Source organism: Bacillus sp. FS02 (genome assembly GCF_024398395.1).
Classification (GTDB): domain Bacteria; phylum Bacillota; class Bacilli; order Bacillales; family Bacillaceae; genus Bacillus; species Bacillus altitudinis.
On record NZ_CP074101.1, the window covers coordinates 2,505,419 to 2,527,027 of the forward strand.

General features: G+C 41.5%; 22 protein-coding genes and 1 pseudogene. 19 read left to right on the top strand and 4 right to left on the bottom strand.

What is annotated here, in order from left to right:
* The first annotated feature begins 39 nt into the window (after window positions 1-39).
* Window positions 40-663, top strand: coding sequence for a DsbA family protein (locus tag KFQ09_RS12655; RefSeq protein ID WP_255835719.1), 624 nt, complete (start codon window positions 40-42; stop codon window positions 661-663).
* A 131-nt stretch (window positions 664-794) separates the two neighbouring features.
* Here the strand turns inward: KFQ09_RS12655 and KFQ09_RS19545 are convergent, their stop codons facing one another.
* Window positions 795-1,181: a UPF0715 family protein gene (locus tag KFQ09_RS19545; protein ID WP_019743400.1), complete on the bottom strand. Its 387-nt coding sequence runs from the start codon at window positions 1,179-1,181 to the stop codon at window positions 795-797.
* A gap of 89 nt (window positions 1,182-1,270) precedes the next feature.
* On the opposite strand from KFQ09_RS19545, the gene KFQ09_RS12660 reads away from it, so the two are divergent.
* The gene (locus KFQ09_RS12660) at window positions 1,271-2,686 is read left to right on the top strand and encodes a hypothetical protein (protein ID WP_019743399.1); all 1,416 of its coding nucleotides are present in this window, start codon (window positions 1,271-1,273) and stop codon (window positions 2,684-2,686) included.
* 53 nt (window positions 2,687-2,739) lie between these two features.
* Here KFQ09_RS12660 and KFQ09_RS12665 read toward each other — a convergent pair whose 3' ends face one another.
* Window positions 2,740-3,528 carry a C39 family peptidase gene (locus KFQ09_RS12665; protein WP_008348157.1) on the bottom strand — a complete coding sequence of 263 codons (789 nt, stop codon included), beginning with the start codon at window positions 3,526-3,528 and terminating at the stop codon, window positions 2,740-2,742.
* A gap of 233 nt (window positions 3,529-3,761) precedes the next feature.
* Between KFQ09_RS12665 and KFQ09_RS12670 the strand changes: the two genes are divergently transcribed.
* The 17 genes from KFQ09_RS12670 (at window position 3,762) to KFQ09_RS12750 (ending at window position 19,455) form a co-directional block, all read left to right on the top strand.
* A complete protein-coding gene (locus KFQ09_RS12670) occupies window positions 3,762-4,937 on the top strand; it encodes an ATP phosphoribosyltransferase regulatory subunit (protein ID WP_017368113.1) in 1,176 nt (391 codons plus the stop codon).
* Entirely contained in the window at window positions 4,930-5,577 is a 648-nt protein-coding gene (hisG, locus tag KFQ09_RS12675) for an ATP phosphoribosyltransferase (protein WP_007500071.1), read from the top strand. The genes KFQ09_RS12670 and hisG overlap by 8 nt, the downstream gene beginning before the upstream one ends.
* A complete protein-coding gene (hisD, locus tag KFQ09_RS12680) occupies window positions 5,574-6,863 on the top strand; it encodes a histidinol dehydrogenase (RefSeq protein ID WP_008348152.1) in 1,290 nt (429 codons plus the stop codon). Before hisG ends, hisD begins: the two co-directional genes overlap by 4 nt.
* Complete coding sequence (gene hisB, locus KFQ09_RS12685; protein ID WP_008348150.1) at window positions 6,860-7,444, top strand: imidazoleglycerol-phosphate dehydratase HisB; 585 nt, start codon at window positions 6,860-6,862, stop codon at window positions 7,442-7,444. The genes hisD and hisB overlap by 4 nt, the downstream gene beginning before the upstream one ends.
* Window positions 7,444-8,082, top strand: a complete 639-nt coding sequence (gene hisH, locus KFQ09_RS12690; protein ID WP_046344538.1) for an imidazole glycerol phosphate synthase subunit HisH — start codon at window positions 7,444-7,446, stop codon at window positions 8,080-8,082. Before hisB ends, hisH begins: the two co-directional genes overlap by 1 nt.
* On the top strand, window positions 8,079-8,816 hold the full coding sequence (gene hisA, locus KFQ09_RS12695) for a 1-(5-phosphoribosyl)-5-[(5-phosphoribosylamino)methylideneamino]imidazole-4-carboxamide isomerase (RefSeq protein WP_046344536.1): 738 nt from the start codon (window positions 8,079-8,081) through the stop codon (window positions 8,814-8,816). Before hisH ends, hisA begins: the two co-directional genes overlap by 4 nt.
* A complete protein-coding gene (gene hisF, locus KFQ09_RS12700; RefSeq protein WP_165379148.1) occupies window positions 8,813-9,571 on the top strand; it encodes an imidazole glycerol phosphate synthase subunit HisF in 759 nt (252 codons plus the stop codon). Before hisA ends, hisF begins: the two co-directional genes overlap by 4 nt.
* Entirely contained in the window at window positions 9,568-10,197 is a 630-nt protein-coding gene (gene hisIE / locus KFQ09_RS12705; RefSeq protein ID WP_255835720.1) for a bifunctional phosphoribosyl-AMP cyclohydrolase/phosphoribosyl-ATP diphosphatase HisIE, read from the top strand. The genes hisF and hisIE overlap by 4 nt, the downstream gene beginning before the upstream one ends.
* Window positions 10,198-10,327: 130 nt before the next feature.
* Entirely contained in the window at window positions 10,328-11,788 is a 1,461-nt protein-coding gene (locus KFQ09_RS12710; protein WP_019743393.1) for a tetratricopeptide repeat protein, read from the top strand.
* A gap of 364 nt (window positions 11,789-12,152) precedes the next feature.
* Window positions 12,153-13,526, top strand: coding sequence for a C40 family peptidase (locus KFQ09_RS12715; protein ID WP_008348136.1), 1,374 nt, complete (start codon window positions 12,153-12,155; stop codon window positions 13,524-13,526).
* 234 nt (window positions 13,527-13,760) lie between these two features.
* Window positions 13,761-14,711 carry a thioredoxin-disulfide reductase gene (gene trxB, locus KFQ09_RS12720; protein WP_029575420.1) on the top strand — a complete coding sequence of 317 codons (951 nt, stop codon included), beginning with the start codon at window positions 13,761-13,763 and terminating at the stop codon, window positions 14,709-14,711.
* Window positions 14,712-15,069: 358 nt separating this feature from the next.
* A complete protein-coding gene (locus KFQ09_RS12725) occupies window positions 15,070-15,534 on the top strand; it encodes an 8-oxo-dGTP diphosphatase (RefSeq protein ID WP_008348133.1) in 465 nt (154 codons plus the stop codon).
* Between the two features lie 39 nt (window positions 15,535-15,573).
* Window positions 15,574-16,461, top strand: a complete 888-nt coding sequence (rapZ, locus tag KFQ09_RS12730) for an RNase adapter RapZ (protein ID WP_182489029.1) — start codon at window positions 15,574-15,576, stop codon at window positions 16,459-16,461.
* On the top strand, window positions 16,462-17,421 hold the full coding sequence (yvcK, locus tag KFQ09_RS12735; RefSeq protein ID WP_008348128.1) for a gluconeogenesis factor YvcK family protein: 960 nt from the start codon (window positions 16,462-16,464) through the stop codon (window positions 17,419-17,421). It abuts the gene before it with no gap.
* 17 nt (window positions 17,422-17,438) lie between these two features.
* Window positions 17,439-18,389, top strand: coding sequence for a DNA-binding protein WhiA (gene whiA, locus KFQ09_RS12740; RefSeq protein ID WP_008348125.1), 951 nt, complete (start codon window positions 17,439-17,441; stop codon window positions 18,387-18,389).
* Between the two features lie 26 nt (window positions 18,390-18,415).
* On the top strand, window positions 18,416-18,673 hold the full coding sequence (locus KFQ09_RS12745; RefSeq protein WP_008348124.1) for an HPr family phosphocarrier protein: 258 nt from the start codon (window positions 18,416-18,418) through the stop codon (window positions 18,671-18,673).
* Between the two features lie 38 nt (window positions 18,674-18,711).
* Window positions 18,712-19,455 (top strand): arylamine N-acetyltransferase family protein, encoded by a 744-nt coding sequence (locus tag KFQ09_RS12750; RefSeq protein ID WP_079919152.1) that lies wholly within the window; start codon window positions 18,712-18,714, stop codon window positions 19,453-19,455.
* A 52-nt stretch (window positions 19,456-19,507) separates the two neighbouring features.
* Here KFQ09_RS12750 and KFQ09_RS12755 read toward each other — a convergent pair.
* Both KFQ09_RS12755 and KFQ09_RS12760 read right to left on the bottom strand, forming a co-directional pair.
* A pseudogene (locus KFQ09_RS12755) lies at window positions 19,508-19,834 on the bottom strand (ribonuclease); the annotation flags it as partial.
* Window positions 19,835-20,176: 342 nt separating this feature from the next.
* On the bottom strand, window positions 20,177-21,154 hold the full coding sequence (locus KFQ09_RS12760) for a 2-hydroxyacid dehydrogenase (RefSeq protein ID WP_232516902.1): 978 nt from the start codon (window positions 21,152-21,154) through the stop codon (window positions 20,177-20,179).
* Between the last annotated feature and the right edge of the window lie 455 nt (window positions 21,155-21,609).

Here is a 21,609-nt window from a genome sequence, read left to right on the forward strand (position 1 = left end):
TCATTGTCGCTAAAAAACGATGAGTGAGGAGTCTGTCTTATGAATGATCAAGAAAAATCTTTTATCTATGTATGGGATGCGTATTGTGGCTGGTGTTATGGATTTTCAAACAGCATCCGTACTTTACTCGAAAATCACCCTGAGATACCACTGACACTTGTATCGGGCGGTTTATTTGTAGGAGAGCGTCGTCTACCGATAAAGAATTATCCACACATTTCAGAAGCAAATGAGCGTATCAGTCAGCTGACAGGTGTCGAATTTGGAGACCGTTACGAAGAGTTGCTAGAAAACGGAACATTCATTTTAGACTCTGAGGCTGCTGCAATTGGATTTTCAGCATTAAGATCCATCGCACCAGAGCATGCATTGTACTTGGCTTCATCTATGCAAAAGGCCTTTTATCAAGACGGAAAAAGCCTAAGTGATGAAGAAACGTATCGGGAGATCGCTTTGGCGCATCGTCTTGATCCTGAGGCAGTCATTGAACGCATGAAAACAAAAGAAGGGATCAACGATGCGTATGCCGACTTTGCGAAGGTTCATCAACTTCATGTGAACGGCTATCCTACACTTTTATTAAAAAGAGGGGATGAATACTTCAGCCTAGGCGGAGGTGCAATGACGGTTGAAAAGCTTGAAGACCACCTGAAGGAATTATAGAAAGAATTACTAGAAAAATGAAGCATTAAAAACAACCTCTACGTGAATAGAGGTTGTTTTTTTACGCTTTAATGATAATCGCCTGACTGCCTATCTGTTCCCAAGAATCTTCTATTTCTATAGGTGCTTTTTTATTTTTTTTTTCTAAGTAATAATGAATCAAAAAACCAATAAATAAGTGAACTAACTATTATGGTTAATATCACCTCAAATTTGTTTCTAAATGTTGCATCAATAATTAATACATTTACGATAGCTGATATTATTATATAAATTAGAAGGTACTTCAAATTGTATTTTGTTACTTTATTATAAAGTATTAATTGTAGAGGAACACAAAAGATTAAATAAAATAGAGATATAAATGGTAAATAAATTATAAAATAGGAGATGCTCAATCCATTAAATAAATATTGATAGATAGTTATAAATAAGCTTAATGCAATAGAGCTAATTATCATACATGAAATAAATTTAAAAATTATAGATAATATTTTGAAAAACTTGTCATTATTCATACGCTATTCTCCTTAGGAATTATTGTAATATAAATTAAATTATGGTAACGTAATAATTGTAACATATTAAGCTTAATTGAGGTGTTCTAATGTTGAAAAAAATAATATTTTACTTTAGTGTTTTGATTGCTGTTTGTTTAGTTTCCCAACATGCTTATGCGTCTAATGAACAAGGTATATCTATTCGCAAGAATAGTACTTATGCAACTATTGTTGCTAAAGAAAAGGGAGATTATTATAAGCTCTATGATAATGATAAATTAGTTTATGAAGGTAAAAAAGATGAAATAAAAGTGAAAATTAAAGATGAAATACAAAAATATAATTTGGGTGTCTATAAAAGTAACAAATTAAAAAAAGTAATAGCTATCAAAATCGACAATAGTTCTTATTTGGAACCAAAACAGTCAAAAAGTTATATGAAAAGCAAAGCTTTTTCGTCTAACAATGAAAATGAGTTATATCCTGAACAAGAAATAGTAGATAACTCAATTAATCAAAATGGGTTAGATACTCATTCAAGCTCAGATGGTGTTCGCCTGAAGTGGGGGAAAATACAAGGAGATAATGGAGTTTACTCTATATACAGAGATAACAAACTTTTGAAAAAGACAAAGTCAAAAACCTATTTTGATTCTAATGTGACACCTGGAAAAAATTATACATATAAAGTCGAGACGAATGTTCCACTAAGCAAGAAGTCTCAAAATAAAGTGAACGAGTTGTTAGCTAAAAGGAAAATTAATAAATCTAAGTTATCTAAAAGTGAAAAATCAAAACTCTATAATATTAGTGCAGAGTTTTCAAGCATTGTTGAAATCCCAAAGTTGACAGAGGACTCATTAAAATCTCCACTTGGGTTATTAACAAGTAAAGGAGAACAAGGAAAGTCTAAAGCTTTATCAACAAAAGCATCTTTTCCAAAAAATGATGCATATAGTATTATTTATAACACATTCATCCCATATAAATCTGTTAAAGATCCAAACTTCATAAAAGGAGGCTATTTAAAGGGTGATAATCGGGGATTTAACATAAATGCTACAAGTAGTCGTACACATTCAGTAGTAAACTTGCAATTTCAGAATCCCCTTTCTATATGGATGCCAACAAAAAAAATTGGCAGATCCTATAGATGCTCAGATGCTGCATGTAAAAAAGTTATAGAAAGTGCAGTTGCGTCTAATAAGGCAATCTTTATAGATGTAACTGACACAAGTAGTAAAAAATTAGGGTTTAAGTTTTATCATTCTGCGAAAATCCCATTTAATACAAATTTTCCTGGTGTTTCTTATCCTTCTATTGATTCAAATTGGAAACTTACGATGACAAATTCAACTTTGGTGATAAGTGGTAGTCATGATAAAGCACCTAATCATGAGATTTATCTAGCTTCAATGGGTGGGCAAAAAAGACAACTATATACTTTTTTTGTAACAAGTCCCAATGATTTTATTAATTTACTTGAGATTATGCCTAGAAAGTCATTTAAAAATACATTATAAATAAAAGACAGTGAAAGCTCCACGATGAGTATTCACTGTCTTTTTCTGTTTAATTATATAATGATAATTGCCTGGCTACCCATCTGTTTCCAAGAATCCTCAAACTGTTCACGATCGACTTTTTGATTCTTCTCTCCGTAAGGGTTATTTAAGTAGACATGATCTTTGTCGTAGCCAGTGATGACCACGCTATGCATATTAAAGCTGATATCTATTTTTCCATTTGGTGTATTCCATGTTTCAATGTTATCTGTTTTGGCAAAGGTCGAAGTTGTAATGACCCAGACAGGATAACCTTTTTCAAGTGATTGGTAAATGGCTTTTTTAACTGGCTTGCCGGTCAAGTCCACCGCTTGATTACCTGCATATTTTTTCGCAAGCTGATAAATGGGTTCATGGTACACACCAAGACCTGGCCCATTCTCCATATCGCCTACAAACCCGTCATGAGGGTCTCCTTTTAAGCCATTCTCATAATTGAGTGGGATACGCTTAATCTCGTTTGCCAATGCGTTTTTCGTTATATGCTCATAGCCGCTGTAATGAAGAAGCATGGCTAAGCTCGTGACTTCGCATCCGTTATAAAGCTTTGGTGCATCCATTTGATTAAAGAGGATGACGTCCATGGCTTTTTTATTTCCTTTTAAACTAGAATGTGTCGTTTCTGTTTTCTTCGTAGAACGTGTTTCTTCTGCTGCTAGTGCGGTATCATTTTCTTTTTCTTTGGCTTCTTGCGGTGACGTTGTTTTCTTGACTTGGTCGAATTGTGAAACGTAAATAAAGCCGAAATAAACAAGACATGCGCACAACAAAGTTAAGATTAATGTCTGGATGAATTTCACTGTAATCTCCTGTGTTATTCAATATTTTTAAGTATTATAGCATGTTCCTAAAGCAAAGAGATCAAAAAGGATTAGGTGTCATTTTAATGTAATATATGAACAAATGATTAAGGAAAAAAAGGGGAAAATAAAAATGATTGATTTAATCACTTTATTTTGTTAGCATATTATCATATTAGCGAACTAAAGGATTCGGAATTTTTCGTTTTAATGTGTTGGAGGTGCGGAAGAACATGTTCATGTTTGAAAAACCATATGGTATGCGAGATTCATTACCAGGATTGTATGAGACGAAGAAAAGGGTTAGGCATTCTTTAACAGAGGTCATGAATGGTTGGGGTTATCGTTTAATGGAAACGCCAACGCTTGAATTTTACGATACAGTCGGTGTTCAATCAGCGATTACAGATACGCAGTTGTTTAAGCTTCTTGATCAAAATGGTCAAACCCTTGTGCTTAGACCTGATATGACGGGACCAATTGCGAGAGTGGCGGCCTCAAAGCTTCACGAACAGGCATATCCGCTTCGAGTCGGTTATGCAGCCAACGTGTTTCGGGCACAGGAAAGAGAAGGCGGAAGACCTTCTGAATTTGAGCAGGTCGGTATTGAATTGATCGGTGATGGTTCGATTAGTGCAGATGCTGAAGTCATAGCGCTTGTCGTGTTTGCATTAAAAAATGCCGGACTTCAATCCTTCAAAATTGCGATCGGGCATGTGGCTTTGGCTGAGACCTTGTTTTTAGATGTACTAGGGAATACAGAGCGGGCAAACGTATTGCGCCGATTTTTATATGAAAAGAATTATGTGGGCTACAGGCAGCATGTCAAACAATTGCCTCTCTCATCCATCGATAAAACAAGGCTGCTCCAGCTTTTAGAGCTGCGCGGCGGTCAAGAAGTGACCCAGCAGGCTGAAGAAATTGTGGTCTCACAAGAGGGCAAAGAAGTGCTGGCGGAGTTAAAGGCGCTGTGGGAGACACTTGAAGATTACGGCTGTACAGAATATATCCGTTTGGATTTAAGCATGGTCAGTCATATGAGCTACTATACGGGAATTTTGTTTGAAGTATTTGCAGATCATGTTGGGTCTGTGATCGGAAGTGGAGGAAGGTATGATCAATTGCTTGCTCACTTTGATGCACCCGCACCCGCTACAGGCTTCGGACTTCGATTAGACCGTCTTCTTGAGGCACTCGACGCAAAAGAAATAAATGAGCCCCAAGAGGCTGTGATTTTTAGTAAAGAACAACGGCTTGAAGCATTTGATTTTGCAGAAAAAGAGCGGACAAAAGGCAAAAGGATTGTTCTCCAAGACTTAGCAGGTATTGAAAATATCGATGCCATGACCAAGGCATTTGAGCAAGTGACTTATTTTATCGGCGCTAGAAAGGAAGAGCAAAATGGGTAAAGTGTTGACAATGGCAATGCCAAAGGGGCGGATATTTGAAGAAGCAGCAGGGCTATTAAGACAGGCTGGATATCAGCTGCCGGAGGAATTCGAAGATTCAAGAAAACTAATCATTGATGTACCGGAAGAAAATCTCCGCTTTATTTTAGCGAAGCCAATGGATGTGACGACATATGTAGAGCACGGTGTAGCGGATGTGGGCATTGCAGGGAAAGACGTCATGCTTGAAGAAGCACGGGATGTGTACGAAGTGCTCGATTTAAACATTAGCAAATGTCATTTAGCTGTAGCAGGCTTGCCGGGAGCCAGCTGGGGCGGTGTTGCGCCGCGTGTGGCCACAAAGTACCCAAATGTCGCTTCTTCTTATTTTAGAGAACAAGGTGAGCAGGTGGAGATCATTAAGCTAAATGGTTCCATTGAATTAGCACCGCTCATCGGACTTGCCGATCGAATTGTTGACATTGTCTCCACCGGTCAAACACTTAAGGAAAATGGGCTTGTCGAAACGGAACATATTTGTGACATTACGTCACGTTTTATTGTCAATCCTGTGAGCTATCGAATGAAGGATGCGGTAATCGATGAAATGGCGCAGCGTCTGGCAAGAATCATCGAAGGAGAAGGGGAGGAAACATCATGAACATCACCTACATACAAGAAGGTGAGACAGACACTCTCTCACTCAAGCGTTCTCTAGATACAGGAACGGAAGAGCAGCGACTGGCTGTTCAACGAATTATCGAAGAAGTGAGAAAAAATGGTGACGAAGCCGTACGGTCTTTCACGAAGCAATTTGACGGTGTCTCTATTGAACAGTCACTTGTGACGGAGGATGAAAAGACAAAAGCCTACGAACGTTTGGACCCGGAGATGATCCAAATCATCCAAACGGCGATCCGGAATATTCGAACATACCACGAGCGTCAGCTGACCTCCTCTTGGTTTTATCACCAAAAGGACGGCTCAATGCTAGGTCAGAAAGTAACACCGCTCGATGCGGTCGGTGTATATGTCCCAGGCGGAACGGCCGCTTATCCATCATCTGTTTTAATGAATGTGATCCCAGCACTTGTTGCCGGCGTTGAGCGAATTGTCCTTGTGACACCGCCAGGAAAAGACGGCCGTCTGTCTGACGCTGTTCTAGTAGCTGCGAAGGAGCTGGGCATTTCAGAAATGTACAAAATGGGCGGTGCTCAGGCGATAGCCGCTCTTGCATATGGAACGGAAAGTATTCAGCCTGTTGATAAAATCACCGGTCCAGGAAATATTTATGTAGCACTTGCCAAACGGGAAGTATTTGGTCAAGTAGACATTGATATGATTGCGGGTCCAAGTGAAATTGCTGTTTTAGCAGATGAAACGGCAACTGCACATGAGGTGGCAGCTGATTTGCTTTCACAGGCAGAGCATGATGCATTGGCATCTAGTATTTTGGTGACACCATCTAAGGTACTGGCTGAAAGAGTGCAAGCAGAGGTGCAAGCGCAGCTTGATACTTTGCCAAGGAAATCAATTGCAGCACAATCTATTCAAGACCATGGTTATATTTACGTAACAGAATCTTTGGATCGTGCAGTTGATATCGTGAACCAGTTAGCCCCAGAGCATTTAGAAGTGCTGACGGCGTATCCAGAATCACTACTTGGTCAAATCAAGCATGCTGGAGCAATTTTCTTAGGGCGTTACAGCCCAGAGCCGGTAGGGGATTACTTCGCAGGACCGAACCATGTGCTGCCAACAAACGGGACGGCAAGATTTTCTAGTCCGCTCGGCGTCACGGATTTCCAAAAGAAAACGAGCATCATTTCATATAGCAAAGAAGCCTTTGAAACACATAGGGAAAGCATTGCGGCTTTTGCAAGATTAGAAGGGCTTGAAGCACATGCCAGATCGATTGAAGCGAGAAAGCGGGAGGAATCAAAATGAGACAGGCGGAAACAGCGAGACAGACAAATGAAACGAACATTTCGTTAGCGCTAGAGATTGATGGCGAAGGAAAAGCAGATATTCAGACAGATGTCCCTTTTATGACGCACATGCTCGACTTATTCACGAAGCACGGACACTTTAACTTAACTGTAGATGCAAAAGGAGACACAGATGTCGATGATCACCACACAACAGAAGATATTGGCATTGTGCTTGGGCAGATGTTGAAAGAAGCGCTCGGTGATAAGAAAGGAATTAAGCGCTACGGCTCTAGTTTTGTTCCAATGGATGAAACACTCGCCCAAGTAGTCGTGGATTTAAGCAATCGTCCTCATTTGGAAATGAGAGCCGATTTCCCTAGTCAGAAGGTCGGCACCTTTGATACGGAGCTGGTTCATGAGTTTCTTTGGAAATTTGCCCTTGAAGCACGAATCAATCTGCATGTGATCGTTCACTATGGAACCAATACCCACCATATGATTGAAGCCATTTTTAAAGCGCTGGCACGCGCCTTAGATGAAGCAACAACCATTGATCCGCGTGTGAAAGGGATTCCGTCGACAAAGGGGATGCTCTAATGATTGGCGTCATTGACTATGGAATGGGAAATTTGTTTAGCGTATCAAAAGCACTGGAACGAGCAGGAGCGTCTTATATCGTGTCTTCTGAAGCAGAGGAGCTGAAAAAGGCAGATGCGTATATTTTGCCAGGAGTCGGTTCATTTCGTGATGCGATGCAGCTGTTAAGACAGACAGGACTTGAGGCGTTTATCCACCAAGTCGTGCAGGAAGGAAAGCTGTTATTTGGCATTTGCCTTGGCATGCAGTTGTTGTTTGAAGAAAGTGAAGAAGCAGGAAAAACAAAAGGGCTAGGCCTTTTAAAAGGACGTGTCGTTCTTTTGAAGGATCGTGATCAGGATGGACAAAGGCTGAAGGTGCCTCATATGGGCTGGAATGAGCTCACATTTCATCAGCCCTCTCCATTGTTTAAAGGTGTGCCAGAAGGATTTGCATACTTTGTTCACTCGTATTATGTGAGTGGCATGAATCCAGAAGACCTATTGGCAAGTGCACCCTATGGTGTGCAAGTACCTGCCGTTGTTGGGAAGGGGAATGTGTTTGGAACGCAGTTTCACCCTGAAAAAAGCAGTACAACAGGAATGGCACTGTTGAAACAGTTTATTCAATTAGCAAACGAACAGAGGGTGAGCAAATGAGTGATTTTACATTATATCCAGCAATTGATATGAGAAATGGCAAATGTGTACGACTTGTGCAAGGAGACTATGACCAAGAAACCATTTATGGAGATTCACCGTTAGACATGGCGAGACGGTTTGCAAATGAAGGAGCGAAATGGATACATCTCGTTGATTTAGATGGCGCAAAAGCAGGAAAACGCGTGAATCATGAGCATGTGCTGGCGATTGCTTCCTCATTAGATGTGAATGTCCAAATTGGCGGCGGCATTCGGACAGAAGAAGATGTTGCATTTTATTTAAACAATGGCGTATCGAGAGTCATTCTTGGCAGTTCAGCGGTGTCAAACCCGGTTTTTGTGAAAAAAATGCTGGCGCAATATGGGGAGAAAATCGCCATTGGCATTGATGCACGAAACGGTTTTGTATCGACTGAAGGCTGGCTTGAAACGTCGGAAGTGAAGGCGGAGGAACTTGGTCAGGAACTGGCAAAGGAAGGCGCAGAGGTCTTCATTTTCACGGATATTCAAATGGATGGCATGCTGTCTGGTCCAAATGTGGAAAGTACGGTTCGATTAGCAGAAGCAACGGGCAAACAAGTCATTGCCTCAGGTGGTGTCAGTGCAGTGAGTGATCTGCAAAAGCTGTCAGCACAAAAGCAGACAGGTGTGTCTGGTGCCATCATTGGCAAGGCGCTGTACACAAAGCAATTTACTTTAGCTGAAGCGTTTGAAGGGCTTGACAGCATATGATGACAAAACGAATCATTCCATGTCTTGATGTAAAGGAAGGGCGTGTGGTCAAAGGGATCCAATTTCTAGGGTTGAAGGATGCTGGTGATCCGGTCGAATTAGCGCAGATCTATGACGAGGAAGGTGCGGATGAACTCGTCTTTCTTGATATATCTGCCTCTCATGAAGGCCGAAAAACGATGGTGGATGTGGTCAAACAAGTGGCAGCCACTCTCGCTATCCCGTTCACGGTGGGCGGCGGGATTAACCACCTTGATGACATGAAGCGTATATTAAGAGCGGGGGCAGACAAGGTGTCTGTGAACACAGCGGCTGTTTTAAGACCGGAGCTAATAACAGAAGGAGCCGACTTTTTTGGTTCACAGTGCATCGTTGTTGCGATTGATGCGAAATACGATGAAGAGAAACAAGCATACATGGTCTATACGCACGGAGGACGCCGTCAAACGGATTTAGAAGTGAGTGACTGGGCGAAAGAAGCCGTGCGAAGAGGAGCAGGCGAGATCTTGCTGACTAGCATGGATGCCGATGGTGAGAAAACGGGCTTTGAGCATCGTTTGACGAAGCTTGTATCAGAAGCAGTCACAGTGCCAGTTATTGCTTCAGGAGGTGCTGGCAATGCGCAGCATATGCTGGAGGCTTTTACAAAAGGTGAAGCTGATGCCGCACTCGCAGCCTCTATTTTCCATTATAAAGAAACCTCCATTCAAGAGGTGAAGACATATTTGAGAGAACACGGGGTGAAGGTAAGATGAAACAGGCAAACGAATTAACCTTTAATGATGCAGGTCTCATTCCTGCCATTGTACAGGATGCTCAAAGCAAGGAAGTTCTTACTTTGGCGTATATGAATCAAGAATCCTATGAAAAAACATTAGAGACAGGGGAAACATGGTTTTTTAGCCGGTCGAGAAATGAGCTTTGGCACAAAGGAGCCACATCTGGACACACCCAGCGTGTTACATCTATTCGCTATGACTGTGATCAAGATGCCCTGCTTGTTCTAGTGACACCAAGCGGCCCAGCCTGCCATACAGGCAGCTATAGCTGTTTTTCGGAAGAAGGCGTGAAACAGCAAAGGGGAGAACAAAACCGCTTTGCCATTTTAAATGAACTGGAACAGGTCATTGCAAAGCGGCAGACGGAAATGCCAGAAGGAGCGTATACAACCTATTTATTTGAAAAAGGAGTCGACAAAATCCTGAAAAAGGTAGGGGAAGAAGCTTCTGAAGTCATCATTGCAGCGAAGAACCGTGATCAAGAAGAATTGAAATGGGAAACAGCAGATCTCCTTTATCACCTTCTTGTGTTATTACGTGAACAGCAGCTGCCTCTTGATGATGTATTAAAGGTATTGAAAAAGCGTCATCAAGGGGAATGAAAAGCTGGGGGTACCCCCGGCTTTTTGCTTTTAAATGAAAAACAAATCCTTCCTTTCCTTTTGTTCTATGTGACGACTCATGAAGTATGTTATACTACACACGGTACACTGTTCGAAATGGAGGGTATCGGTGAGTAAATACACTTCTCAAAATAATCACACACAAGTCGTCCAGCTATTCCAAGATGGGCATTACTTTTTTCATAAAGGTCTAAAAGCATATAGAGAAAGAAATCTGTCTAGGGCAAGTAAGCTGATACAGCGGGCCATCGTACTTGAGCCTGAAAATGTAGAAATGCTGTCGCAGCTTGCCATTATTTATACTGAAATGGGTCATTACCAACAATCAAATGAACTGCTTGATTTTATCCTTGAACACTTGGATGAGAATATGTCAGAGTGTCACTACTTTAAAGCCAATAATTATGCGAATCTCGGTTTGTTTCAAGAGGCATATAGATGCGCCACTGCTTATGCTGCGCTGGAAGAAGACGGGGAATTTGCAGATGAAAATGACGATCTCCTCGATCTGCTTGATATGAGTGACGATGTTGATGAAGATTTTCCTTATGATCAGGATGATCTGATTGTAAAGCAGGATCAAGCCAACCATTTGCTAGAAAGCGGCAGGCTGGATGAAGCAATCGAGATGCTGGAACAGATGCTTGTTGAGTATCCAGAGTTTTGGTCAGCGTATAATAATCTCGCTTTGGCCTATTTTTATTCTGGCCAAATCGATCAGGCAAAAGAAATGTTGAACCGGGTCCTTCATGAAAATCCCGGTAATCTGCATGCCCTTTGTAATCAGCTTGTTTTCTATCATTATGAAAAAGAAGAAGAAAAGGTCAATCTGTTAGCGAAGCAATTAACGCACGTGTATCCAATATTAAGTGAACAGCGTTATAAGCTTGGCGCGACATTTGCCCTTGTTGGAGAATTTGAATGGGCATTTAAATGGCTTTATTCTTTGTATAAAACGGGTTTCCAAGGCGATAGTACGTTTTTATACTGGCTAGCAAGTGCGGCCTATTATACGGGTCACAAAACGCTGGCGCAAACCGTCTGGGATAAGATGGTGGAAGAAGATATTGATGCAGATGAAATCAAGCCGTGGCAAGACAAACCAGAGGAGTCTGAGCCAATGGTTTCAATTGAGGAACGACTCACTGCCTACTATGTCAGCAAACAAAAAGGTGAACGTGACGTCTTGCAATCTGTTCTGGATTCCCGCGCTGCGAAAACGGCCTTTGAACAGCAGTTTATTGAGTTACTTTTATATGAAGGTCAAATGGAAGAACGATCGTTTTCAGAAGATGCGGTCTTCGCAAAACAGGCGGCATCTGCTTTGGAAGAAGCTGTGCAGCCTGATAGCCACATGCCATATTTTTGGTTATTCCATATTATTCAGCAAGCACGCGCTTCAGGCGTAGAGAAGAACAATGCCAGTGCATGGGCAGCAGCTTCTTATTATCTATGGATGAATGAACAAGAAGAATCAGCTGTCAGCAAAAAAGAGATCGCAGCTTCTTTTCAGATCAGCGTTCAAACGCTGTCAAAATATGAGAATGTTATTTGTACGTTCATGGTTTGAATAGGTAAATAGATTCAGATAACAGCAGCATGGCCGAAAAGGTCATGCTTTTTTCTTGGATAAAAAGGTGGGATTTGCTAGGATTTGGCGAAGTATGACAATCTCGACATCTATTTGAAACATAAATGTAATAAAAATATTAGCTCATTTTGTCGATGTGTCATGTATAATGAAACTCGTGGATTAAAACAAAGACATATATTTAAATATTTTACTATACATAATGCAACACCTAGTGATAGAAACAATCTGGTCAACATCTGACTGAATCATCAGGAAGAAAGACACAGGAAGCACAGATTGGTCGCAGAGAATTTGCTGCTTTCTCATGTCGCTTGGGAAATTGTCAAAGGAGGAACTATACGTGAAAAAGTTTATTACTTTCGGTTTAGCTTCGGTGATTGGAGCGAGCGGTTTATTTATTCCATTTACTCATGAAGCAAATGCACAGAACTTTGAACAAAAGAAACAAGAACTAGACAGCAAGCAGTCAGAGGTAAACAAGAATCTTCAAAAGAAAAAAGAAGAGCTTTCAAAGCTTGAGGCAAAACAAGAGGCACTTGCGCTAAAGCTAAAAGAAATTGACGAAAAAGCTTTAAAAACAAGTGATCAAATCGAAGAAAAACAAAAAGAAAACGAAAAAACAAAAAAAGAAATCAAAGCACTGAAAAAAGAAATTGCTGATACAGAAAAACGTATCGAAGAAAGAAACGAATTCTTGAAAAAGCGTGTACGTGCGCTTCAAGAAAGCGGTGGTTCTACGAAATACATAGATGTATTACTAGGAGCAAAAAGCTTTAGCGATTTCATCAGTCGTGCAGGTGCTGTATCTACATTAATCAACGCAGACAGCGAAATCATTAAAGAACAAGAAAGAGACAAAGCGGAATTACAAAAGTCTGAAAACGAATTAAACACAAAGCTTGAAGATGTTCAAAAGACGCTTGCAAAGCTTGAAACACTTCAAACTGACTTAAATAAACAGCTTGATGAGAAAGACAAGCTATTCAAGCAAGTGAAAAAGCAAAAAGGAAGTGCTTCTTCTCAAATCAGCGAGTTAAATACTGAGGCAAACAGCATTGCATCTGAAAAAGACGCAACAATCGCTGCTCAAAAACAAGCTGAAAAAGAAGCAAGAGAAGCTGCTCAAAAAGCAAAAGAAGAAAAAGCACAAAGACAACAGCAGCGTCAAGCAGCTGTTCAAGCTGAAGACAACAGCTCTAATAACGACAGCGGTTCTTCTTCAAATAACAGTGGATCTTCAAATAACAATAGCAGCAGTTCACCGAGCAAGAAGCCATCTTCTGGCGGTGGATCACCTGTCAGCAATAACGTAGGCGGAATCGAAGGTGCGATCAGCACAGGTTCTACCATTGTAGGACAATCTCCATATAAATGGGGCGGCGGCAGATCACAAGCCGATATTGACGCACGTCGTTTTGACTGTTCTTCATTCGTTCGCTGGGCATTTGCATCAGCAGGCATCAACCTTGGACCAGTTGGCGGTACAACAACAGATACGCTTGTAGGTAAAGGAAGAGCTGTAAGTGCATCTGACATGAAACGCGGAGACCTTGTGTTCTTTGATACGTATAAAGTAAATGGACACGTTGGTATTTACTTAGGAAACGGTACATTCTTGAACGATAATAGCTCCCATGGCGTTTCAGTTGATTCAATGAGTAATCCTTATTGGAAGAGATATTTCAATGGCGTTGTCAGAAGAGTCGTTGAATAAATCATTACTTCTTATATAACCGTAAACAGGCTTCCTTAAACAGCAGTTTAAGGAAGCTTTTTCTTTTTTTGAAGATATGAGCAAATGATTCGCTTATTATCCGCAGATTTAATAGGATATGGGTAAGGAATAAAAGCTAAGAGTGGAAATGATGCTCTCTGTCATGAATGGAAGCATCACCCAAGGGCATTCTAATAAGAAATGCTAGCAGCAATTGAAGAGGGAGTGACAGTTGTGTCAGAAGAAAAAATCTACGATACGATCATCATTGGAGCGGGTCCTGCCGGAATGACAGCCGCTGTTTATACATCACGGGGAAATCTTTCAACACTGATGATTGAAAGAGGAATTCCAGGCGGCCAAATGGCGAATACGGAAGATGTCGAGAACTATCCGGGCTTTGAAAGCATCTTAGGGCCGGAACTTTCAAATAAAATGTTTGAGCATGCAAAGAAATTCGGTGCCGAGTATGCGTATGGCGATATTAAAGAAATTGTAGATGGTGAAGAGTACAAAACCGTCAAAGCTGGTTCAAAAGAATACAAAGGACGCTCTGTCATTATTGCGGCAGGTGCTGAATACAAAAAAATCGGTGCACCAGGCGAAAAAGAACTTGGCGGCCGCGGCGTATCATACTGCGCTGTATGTGACGGTGCCTTCTTTAAAAACAAAGAGCTTGTCGTGATTGGCGGAGGAGACTCAGCAGTAGAAGAGGGTGTTTACCTCACTCGCTTTGCGTCTAAAGTCACAATTGTCCATAGACGCGACAAACTTCGTGCCCAAAGCATCTTACAAGCACGTGCATTTGATAATGAAAAAATCGACTTTATGTGGAACAAAACCGTCAAAGAAATCAATGAAGAGAACGGGAAAGTCGGCAGTGTGACATTAATTGATACCGTGACAGGTGAGGAAGAAGACTTCAAAACAGACGGCGTCTTTATCTACATCGGTATGCTGCCGCTGTCTAAACCATTTGAAAATCTAGGGATTACAAATGCAGAGGGCTACATCGAGACAAACGAAAGAATGGAAACAAAAGTTGAAGGAATCTTCGCAGCTGGCGACATTCGTGAAAAAACCCTTCGTCAAATCGTCACAGCAACAGGTGATGGAAGTATTGCAGCACAGAGTGCACAGCATTATGTAGAAGAGCTTGCTGAAAAGCTAAAAGCAATGAAATAAACAGCTGTCGTAAATCCTTAATATTGCGTCACGGGCTTTTAACTGGAATGTAACACGGGTGAAATAATTATCCGTTATGATGAAACTAGTAATTGACCCCCTTTTATAAGGAATACATGTTTGGCACGGATGTGAATCCGTGTCCTTTTTTTTTGCTTAAAATCAGAAATTCACGAGATGTTCACAAATGACGCATGGAGAACCGTTACATGTTGTAAAATAAAGAATAGAGAAAGTGCCCGTCGCCATATTCATACGAAAACCTGTCTGTTTTCAGTGAAGAACGGGCATGTTCATTGTGGGAGTCATGATGAACCTGTATAATAAGAAAAAGACATAAAAGAGTAGGTGACAGCTGATGCAACGAGTAACCAATTGTGTGCTGCATCACGAAGATCAAGTTCTCTTGCTGCAAAAGCCAAGACGAGGCTGGTGGGTAGCACCTGGCGGCAAAATGGAGAGCGGAGAATCGGTCAAGGATTCAGTCGTTCGAGAATTTAGAGAAGAAACAGGCATTTATATTTTAAATCCTCAGCTAAAAGGCGTGTTTACCTTTATCATAAAAGAAGGCGATCAAATCGTTCAAGAGTGGATGATGTTCACCTTTATGGCAGATTCCTTTACAGGAAAAAACGTATCAGAGTCGGAGGAAGGCATTTTAAAATGGCATGATGTAAAAGATGTGCCCAGCTTGCCGATGGCTCCAGGAGATTCCCATATTCTTGACTTCATGTTGAAAGGGAAAGGACTTCTCCACGGCACTTTTACGTATACACCAGATTTTGAGCTGATTGCTTATCGATTAGATCCTCAAGGAGACTAATAAATGAACCGTTTTCATAAAGAAGGAGAGGGAGCAGGCATGAATACGCACAAACAAGATGATATTCAGCTTGTGATTATTACAGGGATGTCAGGTGCGGGGAAAACCGTTGCCATCCAAAGCTTTGAAGACTTAGGTTACTTTTGTGTGGATAACTTACCGCCATCACTTTTACCGAAGTTTCTAGAGCTCATGAAGGAATCCAATTCAAAGATGAGCAAGGTGGCCCTTGTGATGGATTTGCGAGGACGTGAATTCTTTGATAGCTTAATTGCTGCCTTAGATGAGATGAGTGATATCGGCTGGATCACACCAAGGATTCTATTTTTAGATGCAAACGATAAGGTGCTTGTCTCAAGATATAAAGAAACGAGACGTTCTCATCCCCTTGCGACAACAGGTTTGCCGCTCGAAGGAATTGAGATGGAACGCGCTCTGTTAGAAGAGTTAAAAGGCCGGGCTCAAATGATTTTTGATACATCGGATTTAAAACCGAAACAGCTTCGAGAAAAAATTGTCGCACACTTTGCCACAAGCCAAGGGCAGGTGTTTACAGTGAATGTGATGTCCTTCGGTTTTAAATACGGTCTGCCAATTGATGCTGATCTTGTATTTGATGTGAGATTTCTGCCGAATCCTTACTATATTGAGAGCATGCGTCCACAGACTGGAAATGATGAAGAAGTACGCTCCTATGTCATGAAGTGGAGTGAAACGCAAAAGTTCACAGAGAAATTAATCGACCTTCTCAGCTTTATGCTTCCGTCCTATAAACGAGAAGGGAAAAGTCAGCTGGTGATCGCTATTGGCTGTACAGGTGGACAGCACCGATCAGTGACGCTAGCGAACTACTTATCGGAGTATTTTAAAAATGACTACTATACTCATGTCACTCACCGGGACATTGAAAAGAGAAGCAGAAAATAGATGACGACACTTCCAAAGGTGGTCATTCTTGGCGGAGGCACTGGCTTATCTGTTTTGCTCAGAGGGCTAAAAACAAAGCCAGTGGATATTACCGCTATTGTAACGGTTGCTGATGATGGAGGCAGCTCAGGCAGACTGCGACATGATTTGAATATTCCGCCTCCAGGCGATATTCGGAATGTCCTTGCGGCACTTTCTGATGTCGAACCGCTTGTAGAAGATTTATTTCAGCACCGTTTTAATAAAGGGAATGACTTAACAGGCCACTCTCTCGGCAATCTCATTCTTGCGGCTATGACGAATATAACCGGTGATTTTTTTCATGCCGTCACAGAAATGAGCAAGGTCTTAAATGTGAGAGGAAAAGTATTGCCAGCAGCGAATTCAAGTGTTGTTCTTCATGCTGAATTAGAAAATGGGCAAGTGGTAACAGGAGAATCAAAAATCCCAACCTATGGTGAGCGAATTAAACGAGTGTTCCTCACACCCGATACGATTGAACCGCTCCCAGAATCGATTCAAGTCATTCGTGAAGCCGACTTGATCGTCCTCGGACCTGGCAGCTTGTATACAAGTATCTTGCCAAACTTGCTTGTACCGCATATTGGCGAAGAAGTGATTCGTTCTAAGGCGAAAAAAGTCTATATTTGTAATGTCATGACACAGCCGGGGGAAACGCTTTCCTACAGTGCAGCTGATCATGTGCAGGCACTAAACGATCATATGGACCGACCATTTATCGATACGATATTTGTGAACAATAAAGAAATTCCAGAAGAAATCAAAGCAAAATATGCAGAAGAGCAGGCGCAGCCTGTACAATTCGACACAGATGTACTCAAAGCCATGGGACTAGAAGTCATCCCTGGGGAAATCATTACATATGACCAGCATGTGATTCGTCATGACACGCTGAAAGTAGCTGCGCTGCTTGTCGATTTGCTGCATCAGAAAAAATAGGAATGGGGGTGGCAAGGATGTCATTTGCATCCGAAACAAAAAAAGAGCTGACTAATCTGGAAGTGAAGGACTGCTGCACAAAAGCAGAGCTTTCTGCCCTCATCCGTATGAACGGTTCATTATCTTTTTCTAATCGAAAATTGATTTTAGATATACAGACAGAGAACGCAGCCATTGCAAGACGTATTTATACCCTTTTGAAAAAGAAATACGATGTGACTGTCGAGCTGCTCGTTCGTAAAAAAATGAGATTAAAAAAGAATAATGTGTATATTGTCAGACTGGTAGAACGAGCGAAAACCATTTTAGAGGACCTGAAGATATTAGGTGAACAATTTGTATTTGAACGCAACATTTCAGAAGAACTTGTGAAAAAAAGATGCTGCAAGCGTTCCTATATGAGAGGTGCTTTTTTAGCAGGAGGTTCTGTGAATAACCCAGAAACCTCTTCGTATCACCTTGAGATTTTTTCACTATACAAAGAACATAATGATGCCCTTTGTGAGCTCATGAATCAATTCCATCTTAATAGTAAAACACTTGAACGCAAAAAAGGCTTTATCACATACATGAAGGAAGCGGAGAAAATTACGGAATTCTTAAGTGTTGTGGGTGCTCATAACTCATTGCTTCGTTTTGAAGACGTGCGCATCGTCCGAGATATGAGGAATTCTGTGAACCGGCTCGTCAATTGTGAAACAGCAAACTTGAATAAAACGATCGGTGCCTCACTGCGCCAAGTTGAAAATATTCAATTCATTGACGAAAAGATTGGACTAGACGCCCTGCCAGATAAGCTGCGTGAAATTGCGCAACTGCGTATTGACTACCAAGAAGTCACACTAAAGGAACTTGGCGAAATGGTGGAAAGCGGCAAGATCAGCAAATCAGGCATTAATCACCGTTTAAGAAAGCTAGATCAGATTGCAGAACAATTAAGAAACGGACAAGCTGTTACACTCAAATAGGGAAATAAAAAAGGGAGGCAGATCATATGGTGGAAAAAACGGTCACAATTCAGCTGAAAACGGGTTTGCAGGCACGTCCGGCTGCTTTGTTCGTTCAAGAAGCCAATCGTTTTGGTGCTGATATTTTTCTAGAGAAAGATGGAAAAAAGGTCAATGCGAAGAGTATTATGGGACTGATGAGTCTTGCGATCAGCTCTGGGGTCACCGTCAAACTAATAGCTGATGGAGCAGATGAACAAGAAGCCATCGATGCGTTAACGGATTTTATCAATCAAGAAAACTGAGTCTCTTCAAGGGCTCAGTTTTTTTAGGAGGGAAAGTTGTGATTCAATCAGCCTTTTTACAGAAAATTGGATACGAAGCTTCGTCCATTACCTTTGAACAATTGCCTGATTTACTAAGGAAGATGGCTTATACCTTTCCTTTTGAAAATAGATCTGTGGTGGGTAAACACGCCTATGCTTTGGATCAAGAAGGTTTGAAGCATCATCTTCTGGAAGGCAGCAGAGGTGGGCTTTGCTATGACCTCAATCCGCTCTTATATTATGTCTTAAAAGAGGCAGGTCTCGCCGTACAGCTCGTTCAAGGGACCGTATATAACAAAGAAGCAGAGAAGTGGGCACTGGATGGGACGCATGTAGCCATCGTCCTTCAACATCACCATGAGCGCTACCTCATTGATGCCGGATTTGGTGTGAATTTACCCCTTCAGCCCGTCCCTTTTACAGGTGAATGGGTGGAAGCACCGTCTCTTCGTTTTCGAGTGAACGCAGAGGAAACAGAAAAAGGAACCCATCTACTCCAATTGGATAGGGGAGCAGGTGCTGAAACAGGTTATGCTTTCACATTGAAAGAAGTCGGTGAAGATACACTTGTGCAATTGAGGCATGAGATTTATGAAAATGAAGCCTCTCCTTTTAACAAAAGACCGCTTGCATCCAAACTGACACCAACAGGTCGTGTGATCGTGACAGAGGATCATGTCACGATACATGAACAGGAAGAAGTATCGAAGAAACCACTCTCACAACCGTTTGAGGAGTACGTACAAAAACTGCTTCCGTAAACAATATGAAAAAAGACAGCCCTTTTGACTTAGGGCTGTCTTTTTATAATGATTAACGAATCCTCGTAAATGTCGCATAGTGATCGGTTGTTTTATAAATGAGCCAGTCACTTGAATACACTAGGCGGTCAGCATTACGGAAGCCGGAGACGTAGTTGATGTCGGCTTCACGCCATGTACGGCCGCTAGCTGATGGAAGGCGTCCCTCTCGATTAGAGAATACGTCTCCACCGATGCTTTTGCCCGGCGCGACTTCAGCTAAATTTCCTTTTGATGCCACCCATCCGAGGGCGCTCGCTTGTGATTTGGTGATGTAATTATCAGGTAGTCGTTTATAGCGGATTAAGTAATCTGCTACACCATCAAAGGTATTAATGACGGCAAGGGTACGAAGGTCTGGTGCAAGCTGTACGGAAGCAGTTTCATTTGTGGCTGTTGGTGTAAGTGGTGTTTCTGCATGGGCTTGCTGCGGGATAAATCCAGAAAACAGAATGGCAGCAATCAGAGCGAACAGAGTAAAAATCGAACTTATTTTTTTCATCTTGATCCTCCTCAAAAGGAAATGGGATGCCGTCCTCTTGATGCTTGTCTACCTCATATTATAGCACCGGCATATGAAGAGAATGTAAAGAATCAGGAGATTGGACAAAATGAGGCTTTTTGACCTACTGTCTCTAGATGACGTAAACAAAAAGACGCAATTCCCTGCGCCTTTTTTCAATTAAGATGAGGCAAGCTCCTTCACAATATCAATAGGGGCTTTGCCGTCAATTCCATGAATCACATTATGAATGGCTCGTTTCAGCATAAGATCTCTTGTCGTTTCAGTAGCGGAACCGATATGCGGGGCAAGTGTGACATTGTCCATCTCCTTGAAAGGATGATCTTCCTGAAGCGGTTCTTGCTCATACACATCCAGACCAGCTCCTTTAATCCACCCTTCCTGTAGTGCTTGAATGAGGCTTTTCTCATCGACGGTTTTTCCGCGGGAGATGTTCACAAATAAAGCTGTCGGCTTCATTAATTTCAATTCCCGCTCTCCTATCATATGGTACGTCTCATCCGTCAGCGGTGTGATTAACACAATGATATCAGCTTGCTTCAGCAAGTCATCCAGTGCACAATATACAGCGCCATATGCCGATTCGGCTTTCTCGTTTCGGCTCCGGTTGTGATAGAGGACGTTCATATCAAAACCATGAGCGGCTCGTTTGGCTACTTGCTCTCCGATTCGTCCCATCCCAATGATCCCAAGCGTTTGATGATGGACATCAATGCCGAATATATCTTCCTCTTGAACAAATTTTGTCCATTTTCCCTTGCGGATAAAACGATCAAGCTCGGCAATTCTCCTCGCAGAAGAGAGAATGAGCGAAAAGGCAAGATCAGCAACGGTATGATCGAGTGTATAAGGCGTGTGCGTACCAATCACGCCTCTTTGTCTCATGGCTTCTAGATCAAAATTGTCATAGCCGACTGAATTATTGCTTACCACCTTGAGTTGAGGTGCATGATCTAATAAATCTTGATCAATTTTCGTACCTGATGTTAAAAGGCCATCAGCCTTCTGCAGCTTCTCAAATAATAGATCTCTTGGGATCGGGTCCTTTGACTGCCATACCTCGTATGTACAATGTTCTTTTAACATGTCTTCAAAAGTGGCAGGTAAGGGTTTGGCGACAAAAATATGTGGTTTCATCATCAACTCGCTCCTTTCACATGGTCATCTTTCTCTTTTTATTATAAAGCAACCATTTTGGCAGTACACGTTTGAATATGAGCTGCTCAATATTTAATATACTGAAATAACGGAAAAGGAGAGATTTTTATAGTGAAAGAGTAAATGACATGGCCATCTGATGTCTTTTTATGATGTAGAAAAACGAGTGATTAGTAGATGAGTCATAGAAAAATGCTAGATGTTTCGGGAGATAATCTGACAAACTGGAAAATAGATCGAGACTTTTTGATAGAAAATTTATTATATTTGCAGTGTATTAAACGGGACGGTCATTTTCTACTAAACCTTTTCATCGTCTTTTGGTGAAATGTGAGCCATCGTTTGTAAGCAAAAGCCGCATATCCCCTGTGCTGAAGCGGAACAAAGAGCAAAATAGAGAAAATGCTTACATATTCTCTCATCGTTTTCTCATT